The organism is Azospirillum terrae (assembly GCF_053470425.1).
Window position 1 is genome coordinate 1 of the sequence record NZ_JBPXMR010000030.1, and the last position, 13,778, is coordinate 13,778.

At 67.5% G+C, this 13,778-nt stretch carries 10 protein-coding genes; 6 read left to right on the plus strand and 4 right to left on the minus strand.

The window, feature by feature from the left end; genetic code table 11:
* The 3 genes from ACSVDD_RS29345 to ACSVDD_RS29355 form a co-directional block, all read right to left on the minus strand.
* Window positions 1–1,465 (minus strand): family 16 glycosylhydrolase (locus ACSVDD_RS29345; protein ID WP_448192964.1); only part of this gene is annotated, 1,465 nt, incomplete at its 3' end.
* Window positions 1,466–1,769: 304 nt separating this feature from the next.
* Window positions 1,770–4,412 carry a right-handed parallel beta-helix repeat-containing protein gene (locus ACSVDD_RS29350; protein WP_448192965.1) on the minus strand — a complete coding sequence of 881 codons (2,643 nt, stop codon included), beginning with the start codon at window positions 4,410–4,412 and terminating at the stop codon, window positions 1,770–1,772.
* Window positions 4,413–4,568: 156 nt separating this feature from the next.
* On the minus strand, window positions 4,569–5,843 hold the full coding sequence (locus ACSVDD_RS29355; protein WP_448192966.1) for a calcium-binding protein: 1,275 nt from the start codon (window positions 5,841–5,843) through the stop codon (window positions 4,569–4,571).
* Window positions 5,844–6,211: 368 nt separating this feature from the next.
* Between ACSVDD_RS29355 and ACSVDD_RS29360 the strand changes: the two genes are divergently transcribed.
* The 6 genes from ACSVDD_RS29360 to ACSVDD_RS29385 all read left to right on the plus strand — a co-directional run bounded on the left by ACSVDD_RS29360 (window position 6,212) and on the right by ACSVDD_RS29385 (window position 13,482).
* Window positions 6,212–6,466: a hypothetical protein gene (locus tag ACSVDD_RS29360; RefSeq protein ID WP_448192967.1), complete on the plus strand. Its 255-nt coding sequence runs from the start codon at window positions 6,212–6,214 to the stop codon at window positions 6,464–6,466.
* A gap of 36 nt (window positions 6,467–6,502) precedes the next feature.
* The gene (locus tag ACSVDD_RS29365) at window positions 6,503–10,285 is read left to right on the plus strand and encodes a DUF4347 domain-containing protein (protein WP_448192968.1); all 3,783 of its coding nucleotides are present in this window, start codon (window positions 6,503–6,505) and stop codon (window positions 10,283–10,285) included.
* Between the two features lie 111 nt (window positions 10,286–10,396).
* Window positions 10,397–11,545 carry a tetratricopeptide repeat protein gene (locus ACSVDD_RS29370; protein WP_448192969.1) on the plus strand — a complete coding sequence of 383 codons (1,149 nt, stop codon included), beginning with the start codon at window positions 10,397–10,399 and terminating at the stop codon, window positions 11,543–11,545.
* Window positions 11,546–11,727: 182 nt separating this feature from the next.
* The gene (locus ACSVDD_RS29375) at window positions 11,728–11,886 is read left to right on the plus strand and encodes a hypothetical protein (RefSeq protein ID WP_448192970.1); all 159 of its coding nucleotides are present in this window, start codon (window positions 11,728–11,730) and stop codon (window positions 11,884–11,886) included.
* 72 nt (window positions 11,887–11,958) lie between these two features.
* Entirely contained in the window at window positions 11,959–12,840 is an 882-nt protein-coding gene (locus ACSVDD_RS29380; protein WP_448192971.1) for a hypothetical protein, read from the plus strand.
* Window positions 12,841–13,062: 222 nt separating this feature from the next.
* Entirely contained in the window at window positions 13,063–13,482 is a 420-nt protein-coding gene (locus ACSVDD_RS29385; protein ID WP_448192972.1) for a hypothetical protein, read from the plus strand.
* 16 nt (window positions 13,483–13,498) lie between these two features.
* Here ACSVDD_RS29385 and ACSVDD_RS29390 read toward each other — a convergent pair.
* Window positions 13,499–13,778 (minus strand): hypothetical protein (locus tag ACSVDD_RS29390; protein ID WP_448192973.1); only part of this gene is annotated, 280 nt, incomplete at its 5' end.

Genomic DNA, 13,778 nt, shown 5'->3' on the forward strand with positions numbered 1-13,778 from the left:
CGTCGTCGCTGCCGCTGAAGCTGATCACCGCGTCCCCGGCGCCGTTGGAGCCGAGCGTGTAGCTCATCCCCGCGGCGATGGCGATGCGGTCGCCCGCGGCGAAGTCGGTGATGGTGTCGTGCCCGCTGCCCGGCGCGAAGACGAAGGTATCGTTGCCGGCGTTGCCGGTCAGCACGTCGTCGCCATCGTCGCCGGACAGCAGATCGTCGTCCAGGCCGCCGAACAGCGTGTCGTTGTCGCGCCCGCCGTACAGCGTATCCGCTCCGGCGTTGCCCAGCAGCAGGTCGGCGCCCTGGTTGCCGAGCAGCAGGTCGCTGCCGTCGCCGCCGGTGAGGGTGTCGCTGTCGGCCGCCCCGGCCAGCGTGTCGTTGCCGCCATCGCCGGCCAGCCGGTCGAGGCCGTCGTCGCCGAACAGCCGGTCGTCGTCGCCGCCGCCATAGACCACGTCGTCGCCGCGCCCGCCGTACAGCGTGTCGGCCCCGGCGTTGCCGAGCAGCAGGTCGTTGCCCTGGTTGCCGCACACCACGTCGCCGCCGTCGCCGCCCATGACGGTGTCGTCGCCGTCGCCGCCGGCCACGGTCTGCGCCGCGGCGTTGCCGGGGATGAGGTTCGCCGCGCTGTCCCCAAAGACCAGGGAGGCCGCGCTCGGCTGAGGAACGGTGGTCGGGGTCGAGGTGGAGGTCGGTGCGGTGGTCGGGGGCGGTGCGGTGGGAACGGACGGCGGAGCCGCCGCATCGGACGGCTTGCTGTCGTAGACGCGGACATAGTCGACGTTGAATTGCTGGGTCGAGCCGTCCGGCGCGCCGATCCAGGAGCCGCCGCCCACCGCCTGATTCACCAGCATGTACATCGGCTTGTGGAAGTCGTCCGGTGTCGCGATGGAGTAGACCGCCCGATCATCGAAGTACCATGTGACCTTGTCCGCCTGCCAGTCCACCGCATAGGTGTGGAAGCCGCTCGACAGGTCCGGCAGGCCGTAGCTGAACTGCTGTGACATCTGGTAGGTGCCGCCGGCGTTGGAGTGCGCCGTCGTCACGTACTCGTTCGCCCGCTTCGACGAGAACTCCATGATGTCCAGCTCGGGCGGTGAGACCTTGTCCACGGGCATCAGCCAGAAAGCCGGCCAGAAGCCTTGCCCGCCGGGCATGTCGGCGCGCATCTCGTAATAGCCGTATTGGCGCTCGAAGCTGCCCATGCTGGAGATCACGCCGCTGGTGTAGGGCTGGCCGGAGGGCAGTCCCGTCGCCGGTGCGGACGTGATGGTCAGGACGCCGTTGGACACGCTGAACGGGTTGACTGCTCCGGCGGGGCCGGTCGTCCCGGCGTGCTCGGTGTCGACGTAGTAGCCCTTTTCACCGTTGATCACCGTGCTGGCGCCCCAGGTGTAGGCGGTGCGCCACGCGTCCGACTTGCTGTAGGCGTCGAAGGTGTCGAATTCATCGTCGAAAAGAAGGCGGCCAGACATACTCTCAGCTCCGAACTGCACCGGCGACATGCCGTGCTTTCACCGTTCGGGAGCATGCAGATAAAATATTACTCTAATGGTAACGATTGGCGGATGGGCCGGATGTGGCAGTGACAAACATCGGGTGGTTGCGTGTTGCAGCGGTGGCTTGGAACGAATACTGGTGAATACCGCCACTGTTCTGTCAGCATGAGCCGGGCTGAACGCCGCAATACGGGCAATCGCCGGCACCTTTGGATGCGCGGGTTGTGGGGCGACCGGGTCCGGCCCGCCGCCCCCATTGCCCGCGGTCAGCGCACGGTGGTTACAGAACGGCCAGCCAGTCGGCCGGCATGCTGCGAACGCCGGTCAGCGTCACGTCGTCGCTGCCGCTGAAGCTGATCACCGCGTCCCCGGCGCCGTTGGAGCCGAGCGTGTAGCTCATCCCCGCGGCGATGGCGATGCGGTCGCCCGCGGCGAAGTCGGTGATGGTGTCGTGGCCGCTGCCCGGCGCGAAGACGAAAATGTCGTTGCCGGCGTTGCCGGTCAGCACGTCGTCGCCATCGTCGCCGGACAGCAGATCGTCGTCGAGGCCGCCGAACAGCGTGTCGTTGTCGCGCCCGCCGTACAGCGTATCCGCCCCGGCGTTGCCGAGCAGCAGGTCGCTGCCGTCGCCGCCGGTGAGGGTGTCGCTGTCGGCCGCCCCGGCCAGCGTGTCGTTGCCGCCATCGCCGGCCAGCCGGTCGAGGCCGTCGTCGCCGAACAGCCGGTCGTCCTCGACGCCGCCGTAGACCACGTCGTCGCCGCGCCCGCCGTACAGCGTGTCGGCCCCGGCGTTGCCGAGCAGCAGGTCTTTGCCCTGGTTGCCGCACACCACGTCGCCGCCGTCGCCGCCCATGACGGTGTCGTTGCCGTCGCCGCCGGCCACGGTCTGCGCCGCGGCGTTGCCGGGGATGAGGTTCGCCGCGCTGTCCCCAAAAACCAGGGAGGCCGCGGTCGGTTGTAGGACGGTCGGTGCAGCCGCGGCGCCGCTGCCGACGCTGCCGCCTCCAGAGCTTTCGACGGGCAACGGGAAAGGTGCCGGTGCGGCGGCGGCGCTCCAGAAGGCTGGGACGGTGCCGTCGGCGCTGTAGCCGGCGATGCCCATGCGCGCCCAGGGCAAGTCATGGATGCCCAAACTGCCGGCGGGGGAGCCCGCCGCCAAGCGCCAGTCGCCGTGCGCCGGATCGACGAAACGCGGATCGGCGATCACGTCGCCCGGCCCGTATCCGGCGCTGTTGAACACCAGATTGCCGTCGATCGTCGGGTTGTTGGCCGACAGCAGCTCCCAATAATCATCCACCGCCTGGGTGCCGTAGGCGATGTTGCGGGTGATCGTGTTGTTGCGCGGCGTGCCGGCATCGCCGGCCAGCGGCACCCATTCGACGCGGACCAGCTCCTGGCGGTTGCCGTGCATCACCGCGAGGTTGTTCTGCACGGTGTTGTTGTCGCCGCCATGGACGAACACGCCGGCCCAGTCGGCGTTGTCGATGAAGTTGTCGGTGACGGTGACGCCGTTGGTCTGGTCGTCCAGATAGACGCCGAAGCCTTTGTAGTCGCGCAGCCACGTGTGGTCCGCGGCGGTGGCGACGCCGTTGGCGTCCTCGATCCGGTTGCCGCGGATGGTCATGCGGGTGTCGATGTTCGACCGGCCGAGCACGCTGATGGCGGCGGCGTCGGCGGTCTCCAGACCGGTATGAAGGATGCGGTTGTACTCGATGACGTTGCCGGTGTTCTTGGTGTCGGCCGACCAGTTCTTGATGGCGATGCCGTCGCGCGCCGACCACGCGATGTAGTTGTTGCTGATGATGTTGTCGTTGATGCCGTTGCCGCTGATGGCGGCGACGTACTTCGCCACTTCGCCGATGTGCTCCATGCGGTTGGCGTAGATGCGGTTGCCGTTGCTGCCGGCGCTCAGCGTGATGCCGCTGGCGCCCACCTGATCGAAGAAATTGTCGCCGATCAGGTTCTGCGACGACCCGGTCAGCGACAGCGCGGTGCCGACGTTGAGGAAGTGGTTGTCACCGATGCGGGCGCCGGTGGCGTTGGTCAGCCGCACGGCGGCGGAGCCGTCCCAGGTGGTGTCGGCGAAGGTCAGGCCCTGGAGGGTGATGCCGGTGGCGCCGGTGACGTCGACCAGCGTGCCGAGGCGGGCGGCGACCACGCCGGCCTGATCGAAGGCCGTCGGGTCCTGCGGCTTGACCACCAGACGCCCGTCGCCGGCCCGCCAGCCGAACTCCCCGGTGTTGCGCAGGAAGGCGGCGTTGTTCAGCAGCCGGAAGGTCGAACCGTTGCGCAGCGGGTACCACGTGTCCGACGCCAGCTGCACGGTGTGGGTGGCGAAGTCCACGCTCTGGACGGTGACGATGTCGTCGGTGAGGCGCTCGCGGTCGAAGACCTGCACCTTGCTGCCGGCCTGCACGTCGCCCGGCTTGATGTCGCCGTCGCGGAAGGTGAAGGCGCGCTTGCTGGCTCCGCCGGCCGCCTGATCAGCCCAGAGAAAGCCGGAGGTGGGGTCGTCCGGGTTGCGCACACCGGACTGCGCGGCGTGCTGGCGCTCGCCGCCGATGCGGAGGTCGAGACCGACCGCACCGCCGGCCACCGCCGCCGAGAACACCCCGCCGCCCTCGTCGCGGAAGCCGGTGATGTGTTCACCGCCGCTGATCACCGGGGTCTCACCCGGATAGCCGAGGAACGCGTGATTGCTGTCGGCCGCCGTCAACTGTATGGCGCTGCCCAGCATGTAGTTGCCGGCGCGCACGTAGGTGGTGGCGATGCCGCTGACGCGCATGGCGTCGCGGGCCTGCACCAGGGTTGCGAACGGGCCGTCGGTTCCATCGGCGTTCGGAGCGGCGAGTTTGCCCGACCAGGAGTCGCGCCCGTTCGGCGACACGAAGTAGGCGGGGGAGCGCAGAGTTTCTGTTGTCATTTGGGCCAAACCCTATCCAGGCGTTCGCCCGAAAGGGTGAGGTACAAAGGTTGCCGGCCCATTTGCAACCAGTCTCAAAGTTGTGACAAATATAGGTAAAAAGTTGTGACCTGTGTGAGTGCAGGAATTTTGTCGATTGACTGTTGAATGACGCCGTTAGCCGATGGTGATCCAGGCTGCGGAGAAACTGGCCGACAGAACACCCGTGATCGTTACATCGTCGCTGTTCGAGAAGGTGATCACGGCTTCTCCGGCGCCGTTGCTCGACACCGAATAGCTCAGACCCGTGGCGACGCGGATGCGATCCCCGGCAGCCCCATCGAAGTCGGTGATGACATCGTGTCCCGAACTGGCCGTGAAGGCGAAGACGTCCGAACCGGCGCCGCCGGTCAGCACGTCGTCGCCCGGATCGCCGGAGAGATAGTCGTCCCCCACGCCGCCCAGCAGGATGTCCGCGTCCATTCCACCGTACAGCGTGTCGTTGCCGATGCCGCCGCTGAGCGTATCGACGCCCTTGTTCCCGAACAGAAGATCGTTGCCGTCGTTGCCGGACAGGCTGTCCTGGTCGTTGCCCCCGAAAATGGTGTCTGTGGAGGAACCGCCGCTGACGACATCGTTGCCGTCGTCGCCGGACAGCAGGTTGGCATCGGCACCGCCGTCGATCACGTCGTCACCGAAGCCGCCGAAGATCGTGTCCTGACCGGCGGCACCCGAGAGCACGTCGCTGCCCTGATTGCCGAAGATCACGTCGTTGCCGTCGCCGCCGTCAGCGATGTCGTTGCCGTTGGCGCCATAGATGGAGTCGTTGCCGGTGCCCCCGAGGATCTGGTCGTCGCCTGCGTCGCCGTACAACAGGTCGGAATCCGCGCCGCCGTCGATGGTGTCGTCGTCCACCCCGCCGAACAGGGTGTCGTTTCCAGTCCCGCCGACGATGCTGTCGTTTCCCCGGTTGCCGTACGCGACGTCCGCGTCGGCGCCGCCCAGCAGCGTGTCGTTGCCGCTGCCGCCGGTGATGGTGTCAAAACCGGCGCCGGCGTCGACGTAATCGTTGCCGAACCCGTCACCGCCATTGATCAGGTCGCGGCCTTCACCGCTTGAGACGACGTCGTCGCCGGGTGAACCGGTGATCGTGTCGTCGGCCACGGACGTGGTGACATTGAGCGTGATGGCCGAGCCGATCAGGCTGGCGCCGGTGACGGTGACGCCGATGGTGCTCGTCGTCGAAATGGTCATCGTGCCGGGTGTCGTGAGCATCGACGATGCGGGAGTGATGATGTGGGCGTCGTTGCTGGTGACCCGTATTGTGGAGTAGCCGACCAGCTTGCTCAGGCTGGTGGCGATTACGGTCCCGGCGTTGATGATCAGAGTGTCGGATCCGCCCCCCGTCGCCACGGACTTCAGGTTGCTCACACTCGTCGTCACGGTAGCCATGCCGAACCCTCTCCTCAGGATCGCGCAACAATGGAGGGGTTAGGATTAATCCCCGGTAAACTTCCGCTGAATCCATAGGGCGCGCGGTGCGTTCCGTCGTACCTCGATGCCTACGGTGTGCCGATTGGCGGTGTGCCGGTGGCCGTCTTGGCACCTCAACGGTGCCCCTTTCCCCAAAATCGCGGGTCAGGGCGGCGGGTTCGCTGCACCCGGATGCGCGTACGCCGACTCCGAACGGTGCGGGCCGCACCGCCTGTTCGTCCTTTCGTCTCCAAACGGGTTCGGTTGTTCGTGCGCAGTCTCCCCCGTCGCTGCTTGCTGCTCCATGCCGTAGGTATCTCCGTCGCGCGGCGTTATTGAAAGTATAAATGGAGAAAAAATTTTCCGCTACCCATTGGCGTCATGCCGATGACTACAAATGCGCGCCAAAAATGGCCAGTCAGCATGAAAAAGCCTGCAAATACGGGCGGCGGTACCCTCTGTCGCGTTCGATTTATCTCGCAATGTTGATTGATGGTGCGTTCATCCAGCGCAAAATATGGCTCAGCTGGATCGATAAAAACATTACGCCAGAGGATTTTCGAGCGGTTGCGCAAGTCAACGGCATGGAGATCCTTGTCTGATGTTCATGGCAACTTGAGCCATAGGAGGGTGACAAAGTGAAAGAAATACTGATAGCCGATGCGGGCATCGAAGACCTGTCGTTTCTGCTGGAGCGTGGGCGCCCGGATGTCGAGGTTATCCTTGTTTCCAAGGATGAAGACGCGCATTCCCTGCTTGCCGATGCGTTGGCCTCCGGGACGAAGGCCGTGCACCTGTTGGCCCACGGCGAGCCGGGCCGTGTGCTGCTGGGCGCGCATCCCATCGATGCCGGTTCGCTGCTCGACCGTGCGTGGCCGGCTGCCACAGGCACCCAGATCCTGATCCACGCGTGCCGCGTCGCCGAGGGCGAAGACGGCCGGCGCTTCCTGAACCGCCTTGCGGCGGCCACCGGTGCCGATGTCGCCGCCGCCTCGCGGCCGGTCGGCGACATTGCCCGCGGCGGCACCTGGACGCTCGACGCCACCACCGCTCCGGTTCGCGCGGCGCCGCTGTTCGCCGGCCATGAGGCATGGCCGCACCTGCTCGGCGTGGTCGTGCCGCCCGTGGGTGGTCAGGTCGTGAACGGCACACCGGGCGCCGAGACCCTCCTCGGCGGTGCCGGCAACGACACGCTGAACGGCGGCGACGGCAACGACACGCTGGTCGGCGGTCCGGGGGCGGACGTTCTGGACGGCGGCGCCGGCCAGGATATGGCGGACTACGGGACGGCGCAGACCGGCATCGTCATCGACCTCGCAAACCCCGCCAACAACACCGGCGACGCCGCGGGCGACACCTACACCAGCATCGAAGTCTATGTCGGCGGTCCCGGCAACGACACGCTGCTGGGCACGGAGCAGCACGACTGGTTCTGGGGCCACGCCGGCAACGACATCGAGCATGGATTCGGCGGCGACGACCGCCTGGAGTCCGGCGACGGCAATGACACCGTCTATGGCGGTGACGGCAACGATGAACTGTTCGGCCGGGCCGACAGCGACGTTCTGTACGGTAACGCCGGCGCCGACACCATCGTCGGCGGCAGCGGTAATGACCTTATGCTCGGCGACATCGGCGACGACGTGTTCCAGGGCGACTGGGGCGTCGACACCATGGACGGCGGCGCCGGCGACGACGTTTTCTATGCCGGCGAGGTCGGCGGCGAAGCGCAGTCGGACGTCATCAATGGCGGCGACGGCAACGACCGATACGTCATCTGGCGGCAGGAGGAAGCCAGCCACGTGACCTTCGACGGCGGCGCCGGCACCGACACGCTGGAGATCCGCTCCGACGACGGGGTGGACCTTGAGGGTCGCGCCATTCCGGCGACGCCGGCCATCGACCTCTCCGGCATGACGCTCAGCAACGTCGAGCGGCTGGAACTCACCGGCACCGCCCGCCATACGGTCACCATGACCGCCGCGCAAGCCGCGGGCTTCACCGTCATCACCGGGACCGCCAACGGCGACGTCCTCAACATCGTCGGCGCCGCCATGACCGGCGCGGTGACGGATGGCACTGGCGCCCAGGTCGGCGCGGGGCAGGTTCAGGTTTCGGCGTCCAACGGCAACACCGTCCTGCATGTCGGCATGAACGCCGCAGCGGGCAGCGACCTCGACATCACTCTGGCGGGTACCTATACCGCCGCGGACATCCAGGTGAACGGCACCGCGATCACGTTGGGGGCCGGTACCGGAGGCTCGACGGGCGGGTCGACGGGTGGAACGACAGGCGGAACGACGGGTGGTTCGACCGGCACCGGCACGCTGTTCACCGGCACGGTGAACAACGACACGCTGGTGGGTGGTGCCGGGGCTGACACGCTTGTCGGCAACGGCGGCAACGACAACCTGACCGGCGGTGCGGGGGCCGACCTCTTCGTGCTGGCGCCGGGCGGCTACTCCTATCTGGCTGATTTCCAGGCCGGGGCCGGCGGCGATCAGATCGACCTGCGTGCCTGGACCGGTATCACCAGCTTGGCCACCGCCCTGACCGGGGCGGAGGAGAACGCCACCGGGGCCTACCTGTACTTCGATGGTCAGACCGGTGTGGCGCTGCCAGGGCTGCATCTGGCCGACCTGACCGCGGCCAACTTCGTCTTCGCCGGCACTACGCCGCCTCCGGGTGGTTCAACCGGCGGTACGACCGGTGGCTCCACGGGCGGCTCCACGGGCGGCACCACGGGTGGTTCGACCGGAGGATCGACCGGTGCCGGCACGCTGTTCACCGGCACCGTGAACAATGACACGCTGGTGGGTGGCGCCGGGGCTGACACGCTTGTCGGCAACGGCGGCAACGACAACCTGACCGGTGGTGCGGGGGCCGACCTCTTCGTGCTGGCGCCGGGCGGCTATTCCTATCTGGCTGATTTCCAGGCCGGGGCCGGCGGCGACCAGATCGACCTGCGCGCCTGGACCGGCATCACCAGCTTGACCACCGCCCTGACCGGGGCGGAGGAGAACGCCACCGGCGCCTACCTGTACTTCGATGGTCAGACCGGTGTGGCGCTGCCGGGGCTGCATCTGGCCGACCTGACCGCGGCCAACTTCGTCTTCGCCGGCACCACGCCGCCTCAGGGTGGTTCGACCGGCGGCTCGACCGGCGGTACGACGGGAGATCCGACCGGTGGTTCCACGGGCGGCTCGACGGGCGGCTCCACTGGCGGTTCGACCGGTGATCCAACCGGCGGCTCGACCGGCGGTTCGACGGGTGATTCGGGCGGTGGCGGCGGTGGAACCGTCACCGTCACTCCGCCCCCAACCACCGTCATCGTGCCGACCGGCGACGTGGTCTTCGCGGCGTCGGCTGGTGACGCGGGGAACACGCTCCATTCCGCGATGGCGGCGCTTGGCGTCAGCAGCGCCAGCATCGGTGCGGGCATCGACGAGTTCATCGGCAATCTGCCGTCCGGTGCCACAGTCCGCACGGTGACGCCGACAGGCGCCGAGCCGGGGACTCCCCTGGTCCTCACCGGCGCCGAGGGCAGCGCCGCCAATGCCATGATCATCGACGGACGGTCTCTGCCAAGTGGCACGACCATCCAGCTCGACGGAGTGGCGTTCGCCGCCATCATCGGCGACGCCACCATCACGGCTCCGGCCGGTGCCTCGCTGGCCGGCGACGATGGTGCGCAACGGTTCGGCGGCGGCGCCTCCGACGACACGGTGCGGGCCGGCGGCGGCGACGACACCGTCATGGGCGCCAACGGTGCCGACCGCGAGTTCGGCGGCGACGGTGGCGACCTCATGCTTGGCAACGCCGGTTCCGATCTGCTGCTCGGCAATCAGGGGGCCGACACGCTGTTCGGCGGCCGGGACGACGACACCCTCTTCGGCGGCGTCGGCGACGACCGGCTGTTCGGCGACGACGGCAATGACCGGCTGTTCGGCGACACCGGCAACGACACCATGATCGGGGCGGCCGACAGCGACACGATCATGGGCGGCGACGGTCTCGACCTGCTGCTCGGCAACCAGGGCGCCGACCTGCTGCTCGGCAACGCCGGTGCCGACACGCTGTTCGGCGGCCGGGACGACGACACCCTGTTCGGTGGCGTCGGCGACGACCAGTTGTTCGGCGACGACGGCAACGACCGCCTGTCCGGTGACGCCGGCAACGACATGCTGTTCGGCGGCGGCGGTGCGGACGTCTTCGCCTTCGCGCCGGGCGGCGGCCACGACGTGATCGCCGACTTCAACTTCGCCGAGGGCGACCGCATCGGGCTGGCTCTCGGGATGAACTACACCTTCGACACCGACAGCGCCGGGAATGCGGTGATCTCGTTCGGCAACGGCGACGACATCACCCTCTCCGGCGTCAAAAAAGAGCAGATCATCGCGGATTGGTTCACCAACAGCTGACGACGCCCGCACGTCGGTCCTTGACGCCGGATGCTGCCCAGCGCCGCCTCCGGCGTTCTTTTTTCTGCCCGGCTTGAGGACGGGTCTGGGGGGCGCTACAGTCGGCCGCCCTTGCCCATCACCATCCCCTCCATGGCCGCCCCGCCGCTGACTACCGCCGTTGCGCATTACCAGGCCGGCCGCTTCGCGGCAGCCGACGGCGCCGCGCGGCAAATCCTGCTGAGCCGGCCGAACGATGCCGGCGCCCTGCAATTACTGGCCCTGTGCGAGATGCGGCAGGACTGCCCGGAGATGGCGGCGGCGATCCTCGACGCGGTGCTCGCCCGGAATCCGGGCCTCGCCGCCGCGCGCCGCCTGCACGCCGACGTGCGGTCGCTTCTGCCGCGGCCGGCGGCATCGGCCGGCGCCGAGCGATTCGCCGTCTGCCTGTTCGCCAGCGAGTTCCGCGAGGTCGCCATCGCATTGCATCACGGCTTCGCCGCAGCGGGGGCGGACGTAACGATCGTCTTCGGCAATGTGGCGCCGGACCGTACGTGCATCCTTCTGGGCGCGCACCTGCCGGCGTCGCTCCCCGGCTTCCGCGATCGTTTGGACGCGCGGTGCATCCTCTACAATCTGGAGCAGCTGGACGACACGGCGGCGGCGCGGCTGGGGGAGCCATACCTCACGCTTTTGCACACGCAGCCGGTGTGGGACTACAGCCGCCGCAATATCGACTGGCTGCGTGCCCACGGGGCCGGGGCGGAGCTTCACCATGTCACGCCCGGCTATGCTCCCACGCTGAGCCGCGTCGCGCCGGCCGCGGAGCAGGACATTGACGTGCTCTTCTACGGCGCCGCCAACGACCGGCGCCGGCAGGTGCTGGACGCGCTGCGGCGGGCCGGGCTTGCCGTCGTCCACCTCGACGGGGTGTTCGGCATGGAGCGCGACTCGCACATCGCCCGTGCCAAGATCGTGCTGAACCTGCACTTCTATGCCACACAGATCTTCGAGATCGTCCGCGTTTCCTACCTGATGGCCAACCGCAAGCCGGTGGTCACCGAAGCCTCCGCGGCGACGGAGGTGGACGAGGGCCTGCGTGCCGGCCTCGCCGCCGTCCCCTACGAAGCGCTGGTGGAGCGGTGCGTCGAACTGGTGCGGGACGATTCCGGGCAGCATGCGCTGGAGGAGCGCGCGTTCCAAATCTTCGCGCTGCGCGATCAGGCGTCTGTGCTGCGCGGCGTGCTGGGGGCCGCCTGGAGGGTTAGCCCCTTATTATAGAGGAACGCGGGTTCGGCGGGCAAGGTTACTCCCCCTGTACGGCGCGTGGCCGCGCCGACGGAAAAGGAAATCGGACGTGCAGACTCTTCCGAGTGAACCTTCTGCCACTTCCGATCCCAATGCCCAGAAAGACAAGCTGCTGTTCGAGTGCATGATCAGCGAGCAGATACCGCCCGAAGGACATGGCCGAGATCTTGCGCGACGACCGCTTCCGCGCCTATTACGAGGGCCATCTCGTGGAGAAGGCCAACGCGGAGCGGCGCGATGGGCATATGTCCCGTCTGCTCGCCAGCTTGGGAGCCATGGTCCACAGCCTGTACGGCGGGCGGCGCGCCGGGTGAAACTCGCTTGACAGCGCCGGGGATCGGTCGGCAACGTCCGTCGCTGTTTCCCGCGACTTCCGGCCGTTCCCCATGCGCATTCTGGTGACCATTCCCCACTACGTCGGGCCGGCGGCGTCCGGCTTCGCCGGCGACGACTTCGGCTACGGTTCGACGGGCACCGACCGGGGCGCACGGGTCGCGGCCCTGGCCGAGTGCGTCGCGGCGTGGCACCGGTGCTTCCGGCCGCAAGCGATGATGATCGGCGCTGACCGGCGGTACATCGTGCGGACCATCGGCGACGTTGCCGGGATGCGGGTCGATGTCGCCGTCGTGACCGTCGCCGGTTGCCACGTAATGAACGAACTGCTGCTACCTCCCGGCCTGCTGCGGCACATTCAGGTCGACACCGACCCGATGATGCTCGGCTTCGAGTGCCATCGGGTGCTGGCCGGGGCGATGGGCCAGTACGACTATTATTGCTATTGCGAGGACGACCTCGTGGTCGCCGACAACGCGTTCTTCGACAAGCTGGCGTGGTTCTCGTCACGCGCGGGCGAGGATCGGGTGCTGCTTCCCAACCGGTTCGAAACCCAGCCGGGCCACGCTTTCGGTAAGCTGTACATCGACCACACCAGCGGCACGGGATTGCCGCCGCAGTCGGTCGACCCTAACGACACTGCGGTCATCAAATCGTCGTTTCTTGGACGCGAGGTGATGTTCAGCCGTCCCACCGTTCCCCACGCCGGCTGCTTCTTCCTGAATGAGCGGCAGATGCGCCGCTGGATGGATCACTCCTGCTTCGGTGACCGCGACACCAGCTATCACGGCCCGCTGGAAAGTGCTGCGACGCTGGGCCTGATCCGCACCTTCAAGCTCTACAAACCGTCACCGCAGAATTCCGGGTTCCTGGAGATCCTCCACGCCTGCAACCGCTATCTTGGCAATCGGATGATTCCGATCCCGACTTCCTAGAACCGCCCTTGCAACGCCGGTGGTTCGTTGGCGCATCGGCGGCGGTCCATGTTCGTTGGAAATCAGTGGCTTGGCCAATCCTGACGGCAGTGGATGCGACGGAATGCAACGCCATGCAACGCGATTCCGGCCTTCTGGCGCATACAACACTACCCCTTCGATAGCTAAGCGTCGCCCAGGCCGGTAGCATCGTCGGCGTCTTCAACCGTTGCCGAGGATACCATGGGCGAGCCCGTCGCCGTCACCACGCTCATCCGTCTACGGTCCAAGCTGTCGGGGGAACTGGCCCACAACGAAGAGCGTCAGGCCCAACTCCGAGCCGATCTGACGCACGTCGACGCCGTCCTCCGCATGTTGGGCACTCTGGAGCCTGATCAGATCCAGCCCCGCCGGTTCGCCACCCAGTGGTTCAAACGGGGCGACACCAAGCGGGCCGTGCTGGAGATCCTTCGGGAGGCGGACGGTCCCCTGACCGCCATGCAGATCGGCGCCCGCGTGCTGGAGAAGCAGGGGCTCGACCCGAACGACCGGCGCGCCCAAGGCCGCATCCGCCAGAGCGTGCAGAATGTCCTGCGGAAATGCCGGGACGTGACGCACGACGTCGGGGTGAACAAGGAGAAGCACTGGCGGCTTGCCGCGTGAGGCGCAAGCCTTCGGCCTACCGCGGCGCCACGGACGACAGCCAACCCAACACTTCATCGAGACCCTTCGGCACGACGAAGCTGCGCCCGCCGGTGATCGTGACGAGCGTCTGGTCCCCGCACTCGTCGACGTCCTGAAGCCCGAGGATCGCGTTCAGGCGCAGGGCGTAGCGCCCCCCGCTCCCGTCGATCAGCACGAGGAAACCGGCCACCCGCGCGCCGTTTCGGATGTCGAGCAGGCCGCCGGAGGAGGTGTCGTCGTATTCCATGGGATCAGCCTCCGACCCGCTGGTCACG

Coding starts and splice junctions, on each gene's coding strand:
- ACSVDD_RS29350 (WP_448192965.1), bottom strand. CDS start 4,412: ATGACAACAGAAACTCTGCGCTCCCCCGCCTACTTCGTGTCGCCGAAC.
- ACSVDD_RS29355 (WP_448192966.1), bottom strand. CDS start 5,843: ATGGCTACCGTGACGACGAGTGTGAGCAACCTGAAGTCCGTGGCGACG.
- ACSVDD_RS29360 (WP_448192967.1), top strand. CDS start 6,212: ATGGAGAAAAAATTTTCCGCTACCCATTGGCGTCATGCCGATGACTAC.
- ACSVDD_RS29375 (WP_448192970.1), top strand. CDS start 11,728: ATGGCCGAGATCTTGCGCGACGACCGCTTCCGCGCCTATTACGAGGGC.
- ACSVDD_RS29380 (WP_448192971.1), top strand. CDS start 11,959: ATGCGCATTCTGGTGACCATTCCCCACTACGTCGGGCCGGCGGCGTCC.
- ACSVDD_RS29385 (WP_448192972.1), top strand. CDS start 13,063: ATGGGCGAGCCCGTCGCCGTCACCACGCTCATCCGTCTACGGTCCAAG.